Genomic DNA, 16,141 nt, shown 5'->3' on the forward strand with positions numbered 1-16,141 from the left:
TGCACTGCTGGCGCAAGAGCGTGCCTGGCGTATGAAAGCCGAGGCGGAAGCCGCCAGTGCCAAGGCGCTCGTGTCACATTCAGAAGCGCTGATCGCGCGGTTGAAGCTGGAGATCGAGAAGGTTCGCCGTGAACTTTACGGCAGCCGGTCCGAGCGCAAGGCGCGACTTCTCGAGCAGATGGAGCTGCAACTCGAGGAACTCGAAGCCGACGCTGGTGAAGACGAACTGGCGGCGGAGATTGCTGCCAAGGCTTCTACAGTCCGGGCGTTCGAGCGAAAGCGTCCATCACGGAAGCCGTTTCCCGAACACCTGCCGCGCGAGCGCGTCGTCATCGCCGCCCCGACGAGTTGCCGCTGCTGCGGTTCCGCCAGGCTGTCGAAGCTCGGCGAGGACATCACCGAGACGCTGGAGGTGATCCCGCGCCAGTGGAAAGTCATCCAGACTGTGCGGGAGAAGTTCTCCTGCCGCGAATGCGAGAAGATCACTCAGCCGCCCGCACCTTTCCATGTGACGCCGCGCGGTTTTGCCGGGCCGAACCTGCTGGCGATGATCCTGTTTGAGAAGTTCGCCCAGCATCAACCGCTGAACCGCCAGAGCGAGCGCTATGGCCGAGAGGGGATCGACCTCAGCTTATCGACACTGGCCGACCAGGTCGGTGCTTGCGCGGCGGCGCTGAAGCCCATTCATTCGTTGATCGAGGCGCATGTTCTGGCCGCCGAGCGGCTGCATGGCGACGACACCACCGTGCCGATCCTGGCGAAAGGCAAAACCGATACGGGGCGCATCTGGACATATGTCCGGGATGACCGACCGTTCAGCGGGCAGTCACCACCCGCAGCTCTTTACTATGCGTCGCGGGACCGGCGGCAGGAGCATCCCGAGCGCCACCTGAAGACCTTCACCGGCATTCTGCAAGCGGATGCTTATGGCGGCTACAATCCCCTGTTCAAGGTTGACCGCGATCCCGATCCGCTGACGCAGGCACTGTGCTGGGCGCACTCACGCCGCAAGTTCTTTGTGCTCGCTGACATTGCCACGAATGCCAAACGCGGCAGCCGTGCCATGCCGATCTCGCCGCTGGCGCTGGAGGCTGTCAAACGGATCGATGCCCTGTTCGACATCGAGCGGGAGATCAACGGGCTTGCCGCCGACGAACGCCTGCAGCGCCGTCGCATCGACAGCCTCTCACTCGTCAAAGAACTCGAGGACTGGATGCGGACCGAGCGGGCAAAGCTGTCGCGCAGTTCTCCTGTCGCCGAGGCTATCGATTACATGCTGAAGCGTTGGGACGGCTTCACGTCATTCCTGGAAGATGGGAGAATTTGCCTGACGAACAATGCAGCCGAGCGGGCGCTGCGAGGCTTTGCTCTCGGAAGGAAGTCATGGCTCTTCGCCGGATCGGATCGTGGTGCTGATCGCGCAGCCTTCATGGCGACGCTGATCATGAGCGCAAAGCTCAACGACATCGATCCGCAAGCCTGGCTTGCTGATGTCCTCGCCAACATCGCCGACACGCCGACGAGCAAACTGGAACAATTGCTTCCGTGGAACTGGACGCCGACGGCGCTGGATGCTCAAGCGGCCTGACCTGCGTCCTTCACCGGATGCTTACGCGGGTGCCGCGGTGGACCGACTTGTTCATCACGCAACGATCATTCGAAATGAACGTTGAAAGCTATCGACGACGTTCCACCCATGGGGGTCAAACGCCGGCGCGGCAGGCCAGCCTCATTCGCGACAATCAAAGGCACCGCACAGTTTGTCGCGGAGCGGCAATCAGACCACGATGAAGCTCTTGCCAGCGACAATCAACATGATAACTTCATCCCGACCGCGACATAAGAATCTCATCCAGATTGTCGCGCGCGTCTCATCCTGATCGCCGCCCCATAGGTCGCATAACTATCAGGCGCGCAACGGGTTCTGTCAGCAGCTACACCGCAATGGTTCCGTTGCCTGAGGCGGCGAAATCAGAAAGGCCGGCGGAAAGATTGGTTGGAATCGGAAATTCTGACGGCACCCTTCGCGCTGCATGTTCCACACATCACCCGAAACTGCTGGCGAGCCTCTCAAGCCATGTGCCGGCCTGATGGTCGAGTGCAGACGATTGTCGGCAAGCCGTCGCCATATGGTGTTCGGCCATGCCTTGAGGGCATGATTGGATCTGGCTTTAGCATGCTGGGCGGCGGTCGGCGGGCATTAGGATCGAGGTTCCAAATTTGAATTTCCGGAGGACCGGCATCGATGTACCCAAGACGGAACCAGCCGCGCGATGACGATTCTCGCGAAGTAAGTGGGTGGATCGAAGGCGTGACCGGAGCTTTCGATACGGACGCCTGGATCGAGGACTACTATTCAGAGAGCCGAGACATGGAACAGGATCCGAGCGACTTACGCCTCGGTTCGCACGATAGTGACGCCGGCGACCGTGTGCCGCGTCGCAGATCCGTGGGCGGTTCGATGCGAGTGACGCCGCAGTCGCTGGCGCCGGAGAGGGGTTCGGGGCAGCAAGACGTCGATGCCGCAACGGAGACTCACGTGGCCTCAACCAAGGTTCGCGTCGGCGCCAAGCGTGGTCGCCCCGCCGACCGGGACATGCATCCCGATGACGAGACCCGCATCAACCAGTTCGCGGAAGCAGTCCGAGGCTATGAAATTCTACCCGACGGTAGCATCGGCCGAGGGGACGGAAGGGTTCCCGAGGCTACCGTCGAGAACAATTTAGGGATTCTTAGGAGGTTCGCTCGTTGGCTCCGAGCAGAGAACAGAGATTCGATGGCTTCTCGGTTTTTAAACGATCCAGATTCACTAGCCGTTGATATCGCGGATTATTGGGCAAGCGGTGAGGACGATCAGAACCGTCTTAACTCAGCGCTGTCTCATTTCAGGAGGCTCGGACCTGAGGGGCAAGAACTCCAAGCCGTTGGAGCTGGGCCGCGCCTGATGGGCCGCCGAATTCATGATCCCTATCCCGATGACGCCCGCGTCATTGATAGCTTGGCCAAGGAAGAGCTGAGTAAGTTCGGACCGGTCTCGATTTCTCAGAAAAATGCCAGTAACCAACGAAAGTTTAGCGATTGGCTCAAAAGGGAGGGTAGGGGGAGCATAGTCAGCCGACTCACGGGTACTGATCAGCAGCAACGGTCGTTGCAGGAGGATTTTAGGAAATTTACCGAGGCCGAGGGAAAAGTGGTCGTGAGTTTAGATCGGCTGCGGCAGTATCTAGGCGCCGAGTCCCAGTTGAAACAGCATAATCCTTATCCCGACGACGCCCTCATGATTGATGGCTTGGCCAACGAAGAGCTGAGCAAGCTCGGACCGGACTCGACTTCCAAGAGGAAAGTTGTCCAGAATATGGCGATAAATCAACGGAGGTTTAGTGATTGGCTCCAAAAGAATGGTCGGGGGAGCATAAGCAGTCGCCTGACTGGCAGTGATGAGCAGCAACGGTCGTTGAAGGACGATTTTAGGGAATTTACTACTAACGTTGAAGTAAAAATAAGCGTGGGTTTCGATCGGCTGCGACAGTATCTAGGCGCCGAGTCGCAGTTGAAACAGCATGATCCTTATCCCGACGACACCCGCATGATTGATGGCTTCGCCAATGAAGAGCTGAGCAAGCTCGGACCGGACTCGACTTCCAAGAGGAAAGGCGTCTTGAATCTGGCCAGCAATCAACGGAGGTTTAGTAATTGGCTCCGAAAGAATGGTCGGGGGAGCATAAGCAGTCGCCTGACTGGCAGTGATGAGCAGCAACGGTCGTTGAAGGACGATTTTAGGGAATTTACTACTAACGTTGAAGTAAAAATAAACGTGAGTCTCGATCGGCTGCGGCAGTATCTAGGCGCTGAGTCGCAGTTGAAACAGCATAATCCTTATCCCGACGACGCCCTCATGATTGATGCCTTGGCCAACGAAGAGCTGAGCAAGCTCGGATCGGACTCGACTTCGCAGAGGATAGTCGTCTCGAAGCTGGTCAGCAATCAGCGAAAGTTTGGTGATTGGCTGCAAACCAGGGGTAGGGAGAGCATAGCGAGCCGGCTCAACGGCAGTGATCAGCAGCAATGGTCGTTGAAAAAAGATTACCAAGACTTCACCGAAGACATGGGAAAACACACTATCTCTTTCAAGCGGCTTCGGCAGTACCAGCAAGTCGTTGAGGCGAACGCAGCGTCGGGGTTGTCCCCTGAGCCGGCAAGTGGCCGCGAACCGGCCGGTCTGGACGGCCGTTCGGATTCACGTGCCGAGTTCAGATCAACTTCGCCGCTGCAGCAGGTTGATCCATCGATCGAAGGCCGCAGCGGATTGTCGCTCGACCATATCGAATGGCTGGGCGACCAGCATATCCAGACGGATTATGAGCTGCTAATGCAGGACTTGCAGCGAAACGATCCGGATCTCGCAGCCAGGACGCGGCTTATCGATCCCCTGATAGCCCATTATCATCTGCGCCTGGGCGATGAGAGCACCGCGCTGAGCGCTTTCCAGCGCATCGTTAATGATCAGAATGGAAGAGATACAGCCGACTTCCTGTTCCTTCCAGTGAGCGATGCCAGTGCTTCGGATCCTGATCACCGCGGCACCCATTGGTCGCTGCTACTCGTTGACCGTCGCAACCGCGAGGGGCCGGCTGCCTATCACTATGACTCCTTCCGGGGCCAGAACGACGAGTTTGCAGCAATGCTCGCACAAAGGTTGGGTACCCGTCTGGAGCCCGTCCGCATGACCCAACAGCGGAACGGCTATGATTGCGGAGTCTTCGTGGTTGACGGCACGCGGGCGCTCGTTAGACGTCTGGCGCGAAGAGACCGGCCAGCCGTGCTGCACCTCGACAACCTCGTCGCCGATCGGGAGCAACTCCAACGACGTCTGAGCACCGCGACCAACAGTGCTCGAGCGGGGGCTGCGGCGGCTGAACCGGAGTCCTCCACACAGATCGCCGATCCCGCAGAGTTTTGGCATGGAGTGGGTCAACCCGGCCAGCTTCCCGATAGCTGGAATACAGCGACCTTCCGGCAGGATTTGCCGTCAGCTGCCTATTCACCGGTGCAAAGCGTCAATCCGCCAGACGCACCATGGGAGCAAAGCTTGGGGGCATCGATCTTCGGCACCCCACAGTACACGCTGCCTGTGGACGACTTGGGAGGATTTGTCCCTCCGAGCTGGCAACACGGCAATCAACCGGTACCAGATGACCTTCTGCCTGCAATGTACTTGTTTGACTTGCTGCCGAGCGCGGACAAACCCACCAACTTCAGTATCCATGGTGTGCCCTACACGGCCACTCTGGGGCCATCAGGCATGCAGAGCGACATTTACCTTTTCCTGCAATAGGGTGGAGATGGATCGAGCAATAGATGCCAGTCGTTCTTACATTCTAACTTTGCGGTTACAATTGCTGTCAAAGCTGATTAGAGGGGCGACATTGTCAGCCAGTTAGAAACGCGACGCTGGCTCTTGATGATCAGCCCCGATCCGACCGGCTGGGCCGGGTTGAAAGGGCGGAGCGGGGGCGGGTGAGGGGCGCCCATCGGCTTTAGCTTTAAGACGATGCGATCGACGCCTCACTCGGCAGCATCGCGCTTTGCCAGCGCAGCTTTATGGCGTTCGATGACGGCCGGATCGTTCGTAAAATCCTTCCGCCGTACCACCGGCTTCGACGGCTGCTCCTGACGCTCCTTGATATTCCCGGACCGTGAGCACGTCGCACATAGCCGTTCATCTCGCTGTTGGTCATCAAAGACAGAACGTCGCCGAGCCGTTTGTTCTCGGTGATCGCCGCATGCGTCACCCGCTGGTCCTTGTCGAAGGTTTTGTAGGGCAGGGAATGTCCCTTCCATCGTACATCGAGCCGGCCGTCGGCATAGGCATAGGTCTCGACATAGCGGCCGGCCAATCCGCGCGTCACCTCGCTTTCCACCAGCATGATCCGCTTGCGCTCAAACGAAAACGTCAGCTGCGCTCCAACATAACGCTGTTCGCGTTTGCACAGGATCTCGGCCAACCGACCCGGAGCCAGATTCATCGGCCGATGCAGATCGTCTGATCGGGCAGGGACAATCGCAAACCGCGCATTGTAGTCCTCCATGAAGCCAGGCAAAAATGTATTGCCCGCCTCCATGCTGTCGATGCCTGCCAGTCGCAATTCCTTGACCAGACGATCCTGCAGCGTCCGGTTCATCCGCTCGACACGGCCTTTGGCCTGGCTGGAGTTTGCACAGAGAATCTCGATATTTAGCTCCGAGAGTGCCCGAACTGGGTCATGCCCTGACCACCCTTGGCCTCCTTCTTCGTCACCCGGAAGACCGAGTGCTTGTCGGAATAAAAGGCAGAGCGCACGAACCGCAACTGCATCAACCGGCCCGTCGCATCGTCGACAAACACCAGGAGCGAGCACGGATCTCCACGATCTTCGAACCAGCGATGCTCGGACCCGTCGATCTGCACCAGCCCGCCATAGGCTTCGCGCCGCAAGCGCGGCTGATGAAACGTCCGCCGCTGCTTGCGTGACAGCCACAGGCCGGCCTCCGACATCCAACTGCGCAACGTCTCGCGCGACACACGCAATCCATCGCGCTCGGCAAGCTTCTCGGCCGCCAGCGTCGGACCGAAATCCGCATAACGTTCACGAACCAGCGTCACCGCATAATCGCGAACACCATCGCTGATCCGGTTGTTCGACGGCCGGCCGATCGCCTTGTGCCGGATCGATGCCGCACCGGTCGTTCTGATGCGATCCAACAGCCGCCGCACCTGGCGCTCGCTGAGAGCAAGCACATGCGACGCCGACACCATCGTCATGCGGCCGTCGGCAACCTTCGACAAAACCGCGATCCGCTGCAGATCACGCTCGCTCATCGCTATCAATCCCATCCGCAAATCTCCGCCGTCATCGAAAACGGGGAGAGAGTGACATTCTTACTTTGCAGAATCAGGACATTCTAACTTTGCGGTGGAGAATCTAACCCAAGCGCATCATGCCGTTTTTAAGGGTAGGGGATCAGGCCCCGTCTTGCAAATGTGTGAGGAAGACTTCGGCTGGCGTTCGATAGCCGAGGCACTTGCGAGGCTGATCGTTGAGCTGGCGAGCGAGCTGAATCAGGTCCTGCTGCGAGATGGCCGTCAGGTCCGTCTCGCCTGGCATGAAGCGGCGGATACGTTTGTTGGTGTTTTCCACCGCGCCTTTCTGCCACGGTGCGCTGGGATCGCAGAACCAGCTGCGTGCGCCGATGCCATCTTCCAAAGCCCTGAATCCGGCAAACTCCGTGCCGCGGTCGAAGGTGAAGCTCTGGCGTGCGAATGCCGGCAAGGGAGAGAATGCTTTGATGATCTTGTCCATGATCGGTCGCGAGTGCCGGCTCTGGTTCTTGATCATGACGGTATAGCGGCTTTTGCGCTCGACCAGTGAGGTGACGTTGGCGGGACCCATATCACGTCGGAAGATCAGCAGGTCACCCTCCCAATGACCGAATTGCGATCGATCGTCAATAAAATCAGGTCGTTGCGATATCTTGCATGCCTCAGGAAACACGCTGTCGCGTGGTTTCCTGGAGCCGCGGGGACGGCGTTTGCGACGTGCCTCGGGCAGGTAACGATAGAGGCCCAACCCATAGTCCTCCTTGGAATAGACGAAGCGATAGATCGTCTCGGCGCAAATCCTAACGAGGCTGAGGCCGTCCGCCCATAGACGGCCGGCGATCTGCTCGGGCGACCAGGAGGCCTGCAATCTGTCGACGATCAGGTCGCGCAATTGCGGATGCCGTCTGAGCTTCCGCAGGCGCTGCCGCCGGTCCTTGGCGATGTCGTTGGCAACCGTCGAGAAGTAGCCGCTATATTCGGGAAGCTCGCGATCATGGAATGTATTGCGCCTGATCTCGCGATAGATCGTTGAGCGGTGCCGGCCGAGCTGGCGGGCCATCTCATTGACCGGCACCTTGCGTTCGACAAGCTGGTGCAGCCGACGGCGATCGGCGAGGGTCAGTTGCAAATAGCATCGGGACATTCCAAAATCTCCAAGGGGAAGCCATTGTTTTTTCTGGCATGTCGCACTTGGAAATAGAATGTACCGGCTACAAACACCAAATAGCATAATCAACGTTATGGAACTTTACGCTGAACCGGCCGCGATAGTTACAAGCAGGTCCTTGGCATCGATCTGGTCGCCGGCTTTGACGAGAACTTCGGCGATCGTGCCGTTCTCCTCGGCGTGAATTGCCGTTTCCACCTTCATCGCTTCGGTCGACACCAGCACATCGTCGGCATTGATCGCCTGTCCGGGCGACACAAAGACGCGCGAGATGGCGCCCGGCATCGGTGCGCCGACATGAGCGGCATTGCCGGGTTCGGCCTTGGGTGCGAAGACGGCGGCCGGTGACGCTGAGGAATTTTGCGAGCTCTTGCTGTTGGTTCCTCGCGGACCCGAGCCGCATCTCGTTGTGCACCTAACCAGCTCGGCTCACGTGACAACAAACACAAGAACATCTGGTTGTTTCTATCGAGTTTGGCGCAGGAGGCGCAGGAGGAAAATCAACATGACTGTCGCGGCTAGGCCCATGATTGCCAAAGCGTATAGGCCTGTGGAAAAACCTCCGGGCTGACTACGGAGATACCCTATAACGAACGGCCCCACAAATGCTCCTAGGTTCCCGAGTGAGTTAATGAATGCGATCCCGCCGGCGGCAGCGGAGCCACTAAAGAAGCAGAAGGCAGCGCCCAAAGGGTCCCTTGCAACCCAATATGCCGCGCATGAGCATCCCTCGCCAGAACCCGTCAGGGCCGGGTTGATCTACCGTCCGGCCGGGGCAATACTCCAGGATTGGCTTAGCTCCTCCGATGCGTCAAAATTCCGCTTGATGAGTGCCATATCAAGGCATAACCAATCGGCCATTCTCCGATTCCCGGAGAATTGCCGGACATGACTTGGAGCAGGTGCCATTTCTCCGCAGCCATCCCGGATATTGCAAAAGGACCGATACCATGTGCTTTGAATGCAATTCCTCCCCACTCAGCCGTCGCTCCCTGCTGAAATTTGCCGGCATCGGAGGCGTGGCCGTCATGACTGCAGGCTTTGACATGACCATGCCGGCATTCGCCTCGAACGCTCCCGCCCTTCTGCCGGATGAAGCACTGGCAAAACTCCAGGAAGGCAACAAGAAATTCGTCGCCGACACGGAAGCCTGCGCCGCCAATATTTCCAAGCGCCGGCAGGACGTCGCCAAGAGCCAGGCACCCTGGGCGATCGTGCTGACCTGTTCCGACAGCCGTGTCGTTCCGGAACTTGTATTCGGCGGCGTGACGCTCGGCGAACTCTTCGTCGCCCGCAATGCCGGAAACGTGGTCGACACCGATGTGCTCGGCACGATCGAATATGGCACCGAACATCTGCATGCGCCGCTGATCGTCGTCATGGGCCACAAGCGTTGCGGGGCGGTCTCCGCCGCCTGCGAGGTCGTGTCCAAGGGCACCAAGCTCGATGGCTCAATCGGCAAGATGACCCAGCCGATCCTGCCCGTGGCTTTGGGGGAGACCGATCGCGGCGACAATTTTGTCGACAAGACCGTCCATGCCAATGCCTTCAACGGCGCCGAGCGCATCCTCACGGAAAGTGCGATTGTTTCTCGCCTGGTCGAGGAAGGCAAGGTGAAGATCGTGCCCGCCTATTATGATCTCGATACCGGCGTGGTCGATTTTCTGCACAAGGTCTGACCTACGAGGCGACTTCATGTTGCCGACGGCTATCCGCGGGCGCCTCGTCGCGTTCGCGGAACCATAGTCGCTGATGACCCTTGCCGCCCGCAGCATCTCCCGGCGGGTTACACTGACCGACGCGGGCCGGAGCTGAGGTCGCGAGCTGGCTGCCTGGGCGACGCTCTTCTGGAAATTTCTGACCATACCCCTGCGCAACTTGGTGAGCTCAATCGACAGGTCCGACAGCTGCGCGATGACATCTATCGGAACCTGGGCAGCTGGGCCGCGCCCTCCTGAGCCAGTACAAGGACATAGGCGTCGCTCGTTTCAAAGAACGCGAGACAATCGGCCTCCGGCAGGATCTCAACAAGATCAAGACGGCGAAACCGCCTGTGGAGCTTGAACGCAAAGGCGCGATCTGGGTTCAGCCAACCCTATTCGCTGAATCGAGTATCGCGCCTGGAGGCATAACGGAAAACTACGGCATCGAAACTGGCCGCATTGATCGAAGATTGGTACGAACCGTGAAATTGACGCATGGTGGCTGGAAAAAACGCCGAGCTATGCATCCGGTTCGAGGATCACGCCCGTTATGGAATGCCTGCGATACAGGGCTCCAAATTCGGTTCAAAATCCTAATCCGCCCACTCAGGATCGGTTGTAAAGGCGATGGTGAGCCGACGACTCGGACCCTCGTTACCAATCGCGAGCCCGATTTCGTCACGGATCTTATCCCATTCCTGCAATTTCCTCGCCGGGAGGTCCTCTGAGACAACGAAATGTAGCTCGATTTGCCGGCCTCGGCCGACCCGGGCCACATAAGCCCGGTGGGATATGAATCCATGTCGTTCGATGATTGTTTTGGCGACCGCGTCAACTTGTTGTTTGAGATCTAATGGCGTAACAAGCAGTATGTCGGCGAGCGCTCGCCGAACCGTGCCCGCCGGAATGGGAATGATCACAATGCAGATTAATGCCAGCGCGACCGGGTCAATAAACGGCGAGATCCATTCGTAAGAAGACCCCTGAATTAAATATCCGATGGCAAACGCGACGAGTAACCCGATCGTTAGCCCGGCGGACATCAGCCAAGCTTTCGTATCCAGGGCAACGAAATCAGATTTGATCTTACGATTAGCTCGATCACCAATAACCCCCATGGTGGCTGTCACACCGAGTGTTACGACGGCGTAGACGATCGCTTGACTAAAGTTGAGCGGACGTCCCCCATGCAAAATGCTGCCGATTGCGTTGACAAGTGCGTAAACAGCCGACCCGGTTATGAGAATGCCGTTGAGAGCCAAGACTATGGGCTCAAGATGCCAGAACCCCATCGTGAAATGCTCGATAAGTTTTCCTTTGCTGGAGGGCGCTTCGGATGACGCGATGAGCTTTGTAACAAGCAGAGCTACGACAGTCATAGCAGCGTCCGTCAATGCGTAGACACCATCGAATATGATTGCGAACGAACCTGAAATGATCCCGAACAAAATGCCGATGCAGGCAAGGAGGATGGTAACGGCAATTGAAACGCAGAGAAGCCCCTGCTCCGTTCTCATGAAATTCATAGGCTCAGCCTTATAACTTACGTTTCTTTATGGTCCTCTGGACGCGGTACAGACCATCCAATTCAGCTACTGAAGCGAGCACATCCACTTTTGGATCAAGGTACCTTTTTAAATTCAAATGCTGACCTCTCCTGTCCAGTGGGCTCGCATGAGCGTCTTTCACATACCTGGCCACAAGACAAAATCGCCTCGCTGTGTTCTGGCAGTGCGGCCTCGACTATCTAAACAAGGGCCAATTTTGCTTTGCAGGTAAAGCGGGGCTGGACATGATGCACGACACGGAAGGACGCATGAACATAGTCCAGCACTTCGCTGACGGTCTCGCCGCCGCGAATGAAGTCGGAGCCACCACAGATAGGGCATGAGCAGGCCACCTGTTACACGTCATCATGGCACGGCCGAGGTTGCAGAGCTTGCGCGGCGATAGGGCTCTCGACGCATCCACGTAATCCGGCAGGTTCGAATTCCGTTGACTCATGGTTGGATCTGATTTGATGAGAGGCGTTCCAAAGAACGCCGAGGTTTTCGCCCTCATGATAGGCTGTGGCTGACACCACGTTCTAGTCTAGCGATGATCGGATCGTCTAGCCCTTTGGCGACTCCTGCAATTACGGCTGGATTGCCAGATGGAAAAGAGCAGGCTTGCGATATACGCCCACTGAAGAAGCAACAAACTAGCCACCATTGCAACGATGACTTCGTGGATGGAATGCCAGACGAAGTAACTCGTTAGTGCCTTCGCCCAGACGACGAGCAGCAGGAGGCCGCAAAAGATTGTGAAACGCAACACCGTTCTCCTAATTTGTTCGCGAGATTGCGCAGCAATGTCGTCTGCGGCAACGAGAGTCTGGCAGTTCTTCAGGCGGCAACCGCCGCGTGGTTGAGAGCCATGATCATGCCAGTGAGCTCACCATCGAACTCTCGTTCTGGCCATTGCAAATGCTGAGATTTTGGCAGCGGCGGCGCGGGACTGCAGCTTGCGGACCTTCTTCAGCTGCTCCACAATGTCTGACATGATCTCTTTCCTCGAAAATTGATTTCATGATGCCCGCGCCACGTCGGGATAGGTTTCGATAACTTCAATAGCGTCATCGACCATTTTCGTGCCGGTCTCGGCGAGCTTGCCTAGCGTCTCAAAGCCGAACCGGTGGACATCGCGCAGGGTCTTCGACAGAACGACCAACCGTCCAGTCGTCAAAAGCAAGCGGCCGAAGCCCTCATGGCCGATCGTCATGATCGGCGATGCCAACAGGCCTGTGCACTCTTCGATCACAAGCCCCACGCAACTGTAAAAGTTCTGTAGCCTCCACAGCACATACGGATCCGGATCGCCTATGATCGGGATCTTACGGCGCTGCTCCTTGGTGAGGATGAAGTCGGCCAGCAGGTCAGTGTCCGATTTGCCTTCCCACGCCCCATGGGCATCCTGAGCGCGAATGAGCCTTATCAGGCATCTGAGAAAAGGGGTGGCGAGATCCCCATCCTCGTTGACAGCAGGGCCATCCGTACTTCCTGTCAATGTACCCATTTCTTAGTCCTCCTCATCGAAAGGCTTCTTTTCAATGGCGCCTGCTTCGGTTAGCACCTTGCGTAACCAGGGTGGCGGAGTAGTCCTGAGCATCGCCCGAGTTCGCGACAAAACATCTTCGATCAGTTGAGGATCGGATACTTTAATTGGGTGGATTTTGGCCGAAACAACTCGGGCTGCCGATGGCCCACCGATCGCCAGACAGAACAATAAGTGACAACCTTCCAACGCCTTCACCTTCGGGTTAATACGATCGACGTCCTCGTTCCGATGCTTTCCGCTCTGGTCGGAAACGTCTTCGAAGTCCAGGACTTCCACCAGTTTCCAGTCGTCGGGACTCACATCATAGACGACGAAACGTTTTGCCGATCCGAAATGGGCGTCGAGAGATTTCATATCTTGAGTGGCGATTGCGACGCGCAACGCGCCAGCCTTCCGTTTTGGAGCTGACGAGTGAACCCCGTCAGGGACGAGGGAAAGGCGACGAGCGGCGATCATCTAGGCAGTTCTCCTTTGCGGGAGGGATCAAGCGATCCAGGACACGGCGCGCGCTGATTGGCCTGGAAGATGTTGGAAACATCGAAGATCAGGTCGCGCGTTCCCTGATAGAGACTTGTGAGCTTATGCTGGCTGCCGAGTCGGTCGAATATCGGGAAGCCCACCCGCATGAGCGGAATCCCAAGGCGCTCCGCCGCTTGTCGTCCATGCGAATGCGTGACGAGAAGATCAGCGCCGACGGCAAGTTCTTCGAGATCGCCAAGATCACCGACCTGGAGCGATTCGGCCGGCATTTCCGCGAGTATTTTTGAGGTGCCGGTCGTGGTGACCGCTGCCGCGATTTCGGCGCCCATGCCGGTGAAGAAGGTAGCGAATTGGTAGAGCTGGTCCGGCTCCACAGCAATTGCGATCTTCTTGCCTCCGAAATGGAAATGTCCGTCGAGCAGGGCGTCCTGCAGCTGTGCTCGGCGACGGCGGATGTTTGCTGGCACCGGCGCACCAGAAATCTCAGAAAGAAACGAGACGAACCGGTCGGCTCGTTTCAATCCTGTCAGCGACTGGAACAATGCGTAAGGGACTCCCGTCCGGGTCCGCAGTAGCTCTGCGGGGCGGCGCATATGCTCGCCGATCGCGATACATTGCGCCGCCGTGCCAAGCTCTTGTATCTCGTCGACGGGAGTACCGCCATAGGTGGTCGGAACCCAACGATCGCCGGGCACCGTGCCGTCGAGAGAGCCGGAAATGTCCGGCAGGATCACCGGCTTCAGACCGAAGCTTTCGACCGTTTCGCGCAGAAGCTCGATGTCAGCGACTGTCAGATGCCATCCTGGTAGGATCGCAATCTTCTTTTGGTGGCGGCTCTGCTCGCCTGGAGTGGTGATGCGCTCGACCATAGAGATGACGGCCTTCGCCCATCCCTCTTCGATCGCTCCCTCGAAATCCGGGGTATTCGCCAGCACAACCTCCGTACCCGCGAGCTCATCGGCACGATCCCGCTTGATGTTGGCGAGATCGCCTGCGAAATCTTCGCCGCGGGTTTCCACCAGGGCTGTCGTGCAAATTCCGATCAGCTTGGGTTTTGCGCGCCTCTTGAGATTTAGGATCGCCTCTTCCAGATTGCCTGCGCCGCCAAGAATGGTCGCCACTGCGTCCAATGCCGTTGTCTGCAAGGGAATGGCTTCCTTAAAGTGCCGGACTAAAAGTACCAGCGCCAAGCTGGTGCAGCCCTGGCTGCCGTGGAACAGCGGCACGGCACGCTCGACGCCAAGAAAGGCGAGCGCGGCGCCGAGCGGCTGCGACGATTTCAGCGGATTGACCGCAGCTGATTTGGTCTGGGGAAAGACTTGAACCATCGGCTTTCCTCAACGCTTGCAGAAGCTGCCGGCGACCGCGCCGACAAAGTTTTGCAAGACGTACCCAGTCTCGTTCTCGCTCTTGGTATTCGTCAGTTCTTCTTCCACCGCATGCTGGCATTCCCACGGTGCCGGCTCCCGCACCTCCATCCAGATCGGATTGTGAATAGCAAGATCGATCTGGCGAACGAGCTCCACCATGCCGTCATAGCCGGCATAGGGGTGGTGGCGTTCCTGGTTGATATCGAGCCAAGGTGTCTTGGCCTTCAGCGCGATGAATTGCGTGCGCCCGCCAGACAACATGATGTCGGCTTTACCGTCGGCGAGCATGTTATAAAGCTCGCGCGGCGCCATTGACTCGAACAGGTGGTTTTCGTCTTTCAGGAGTTGCTTGATACGTTCCTTGTCTTCAGGCGTGGATTTCTTGACCGAGGTGCCCACGATCTCGATGCCCACCTCCATCAGCGCATGGACAACCGACCAGGACTTGACGCCGCCGGTGTTGAGCAACACGCGCTTGCCTTCAAGCCTTGGTCGATATGCTGCGAGTTTCATCCAGGCAATCGCCTCCTCCTCCGCGATCAATGCCTCGGTGCGCTCGAGGATTTCGGGATCCGCCCCCTGCATCACGAGCAGCTTGGCGATCTGTCTGAGTGCTTCCGAGGTGTCGGTAATTCCGTAAAAGGAGCCTTCGAAGAACGGGATATCCCACAGCTCCTCCATTTTGCGGGCGAGGTTGATGAGTGCTGTCGAGCACACCAACATGGACGCCTTGGCGCGATGCGCAGAAGCAATGTCAAGATATCGGGCGTCTCCTGGAATGCAGGCCCTTACTCTGATCCCCAGCCGGTCAAGAAGCGGCTTTACCAGCCAAAACTCGCCGGATAGGTTGAACTCACCAATGATATTGATGTCGTAGGCGGTCACGTCGTTCGGCTCTACGCTGCCGATCACATGATCGAGCAACGCTTCACCGGCGAGCTTATTGCCAAGGTTCTTGGAGCCGGCAAAGCCCGGTGCGTTGACCGGCACCACCGGAAGGCCGAATTTTTCCGCGGCCCGCTTGCAGACGACCTCGATGTCGTCGCCGATCAATGCTGTCACACAGGTCGAATAGACGAAAATCGCCGGTGGAGCATGGGCCTCCTTGATCTCGCGGATTGCTTTAAAAAGTTTCCGCTCGCCGTGCCCCATCACCACTTCGGTTTCAGTGAGGTCGGTCGTGAAACTGGTGCGCCAGAGCGTTGGACCTGAGGAAGCCGATCCGCGGTTGTCCCAGGAATTGCCCTCACAGCCGAGAGGCCCATGGATCAGGTGCGCGACGTCGGTGATCGGCTGCAGCACGATCTTGGCGCCATCGAAAGCGCATCCGCCGGCTGCCGCCCCGGGGATCAGCGGCTTCGAACAGCCGTTTTTGCGCGCCTTGGAATCCTTGCTGCGGTTCTTCTCGCAGGCAGGCTCGTCAAAGACATCCTGGACTTTAGCATTGAGCAAGGGCATTGCGGTC

General features: G+C 57.9%; 10 protein-coding genes and 2 pseudogenes. 3 read left to right on the forward strand and 9 right to left on the reverse strand.

Annotated features, from left to right (window positions below; all coding sequences use genetic code 11):
* Window positions 1–31: 31 nt before the first annotated feature.
* Window positions 32–1,588 (forward strand): IS66 family transposase, encoded by a 1,557-nt coding sequence (locus NE852_RS01400; RefSeq protein WP_374991986.1) that lies wholly within the window; start codon window positions 32–34, stop codon window positions 1,586–1,588.
* A 723-nt stretch (window positions 1,589–2,311) separates the two neighbouring features.
* Window positions 2,312–5,335, forward strand: a complete 3,024-nt coding sequence (locus tag NE852_RS01410; protein ID WP_258155585.1) for a C48 family peptidase — start codon at window positions 2,312–2,314, stop codon at window positions 5,333–5,335.
* A gap of 230 nt (window positions 5,336–5,565) precedes the next feature.
* Here the strand turns inward: NE852_RS01410 and NE852_RS01415 are convergent.
* The 3 genes and pseudogenes from NE852_RS01415 to NE852_RS01425 all read right to left on the reverse strand — a co-directional run.
* Window positions 5,566–6,874, reverse strand: a pseudogene (locus NE852_RS01415) (helix-turn-helix domain-containing protein).
* A 127-nt stretch (window positions 6,875–7,001) separates the two neighbouring features.
* The gene (locus NE852_RS01420; RefSeq protein ID WP_008536871.1) at window positions 7,002–8,003 is read right to left on the reverse strand and encodes an IS30 family transposase; all 1,002 of its coding nucleotides are present in this window, start codon (window positions 8,001–8,003) and stop codon (window positions 7,002–7,004) included.
* Window positions 8,004–8,108: 105 nt separating this feature from the next.
* Window positions 8,109–8,357, reverse strand: a pseudogene (locus tag NE852_RS01425) (biotin/lipoyl-containing protein); the annotation flags it as partial.
* Window positions 8,358–8,977: 620 nt separating this feature from the next.
* Between NE852_RS01425 and NE852_RS01430 the strand changes: the two are divergent.
* A complete protein-coding gene (locus NE852_RS01430) occupies window positions 8,978–9,706 on the forward strand; it encodes a carbonic anhydrase (protein ID WP_167862650.1) in 729 nt (242 codons plus the stop codon).
* A gap of 617 nt (window positions 9,707–10,323) precedes the next feature.
* On the opposite strand, the gene NE852_RS01435 is transcribed toward NE852_RS01430, so the two are convergent.
* The 6 genes from NE852_RS01435 to nifE all read right to left on the reverse strand — a co-directional run bounded on the left by NE852_RS01435 (window position 10,324) and on the right by nifE (window position 16,134).
* Window positions 10,324–11,256, reverse strand: coding sequence for a cation diffusion facilitator family transporter (locus NE852_RS01435; RefSeq protein WP_008536567.1), 933 nt, complete (start codon window positions 11,254–11,256; stop codon window positions 10,324–10,326).
* 221 nt (window positions 11,257–11,477) lie between these two features.
* Entirely contained in the window at window positions 11,478–11,630 is a 153-nt protein-coding gene (locus NE852_RS32595; RefSeq protein ID WP_196411598.1) for an IS66 family transposase zinc-finger binding domain-containing protein, read from the reverse strand.
* Between the two features lie 665 nt (window positions 11,631–12,295).
* Window positions 12,296–12,784: a NifX-associated nitrogen fixation protein gene (locus NE852_RS01445; RefSeq protein ID WP_037145513.1), complete on the reverse strand. Its 489-nt coding sequence runs from the start codon at window positions 12,782–12,784 to the stop codon at window positions 12,296–12,298.
* A gap of 3 nt (window positions 12,785–12,787) precedes the next feature.
* Complete coding sequence (nifX, locus tag NE852_RS01450) at window positions 12,788–13,282, reverse strand: nitrogen fixation protein NifX (protein ID WP_008536565.1); 495 nt, start codon at window positions 13,280–13,282, stop codon at window positions 12,788–12,790.
* Entirely contained in the window at window positions 13,279–14,634 is a 1,356-nt protein-coding gene (gene nifN / locus NE852_RS01455; protein ID WP_004672660.1) for a nitrogenase iron-molybdenum cofactor biosynthesis protein NifN, read from the reverse strand. The genes nifX and nifN overlap by 4 nt, the downstream gene beginning before the upstream one ends.
* 9 nt (window positions 14,635–14,643) lie before the next feature.
* Window positions 14,644–16,134, reverse strand: coding sequence for a nitrogenase iron-molybdenum cofactor biosynthesis protein NifE (gene nifE, locus NE852_RS01460; protein WP_011053415.1), 1,491 nt, complete (start codon window positions 16,132–16,134; stop codon window positions 14,644–14,646).
* Window positions 16,135–16,141: the final 7 nt, after the last annotated feature.

Source organism: Rhizobium sp. Pop5 (genome assembly GCF_024721175.1).
Taxonomy (GTDB): Bacteria; Pseudomonadota; Alphaproteobacteria; order Rhizobiales; family Rhizobiaceae; genus Rhizobium.

Excerpts from the sequence above, each read along its gene's own strand:
- NE852_RS01400 (WP_374991986.1), top strand. The coding sequence starts at position 32 with ATGAAAGCCGAGGCGGAAGCCGCCAGTGCCAAGGCGCTCGTGTCACAT.
- NE852_RS01420 (WP_008536871.1), bottom strand. The coding sequence starts at position 8,003 with ATGTCCCGATGCTATTTGCAACTGACCCTCGCCGATCGCCGTCGGCTG.
- NE852_RS01430 (WP_167862650.1), top strand. The coding sequence starts at position 8,978 with ATGTGCTTTGAATGCAATTCCTCCCCACTCAGCCGTCGCTCCCTGCTG.
- NE852_RS01435 (WP_008536567.1), bottom strand. The coding sequence starts at position 11,256 with ATGAATTTCATGAGAACGGAGCAGGGGCTTCTCTGCGTTTCAATTGCC.
- NE852_RS01445 (WP_037145513.1), bottom strand. The coding sequence starts at position 12,784 with ATGGGTACATTGACAGGAAGTACGGATGGCCCTGCTGTCAACGAGGAT.
- nifX (WP_008536565.1), bottom strand. The coding sequence starts at position 13,282 with ATGATCGCCGCTCGTCGCCTTTCCCTCGTCCCTGACGGGGTTCACTCG.
- nifN (WP_004672660.1), bottom strand. The coding sequence starts at position 14,634 with ATGGTTCAAGTCTTTCCCCAGACCAAATCAGCTGCGGTCAATCCGCTG.
- nifE (WP_011053415.1), bottom strand. The coding sequence starts at position 16,134 with ATGCCCTTGCTCAATGCTAAAGTCCAGGATGTCTTTGACGAGCCTGCC.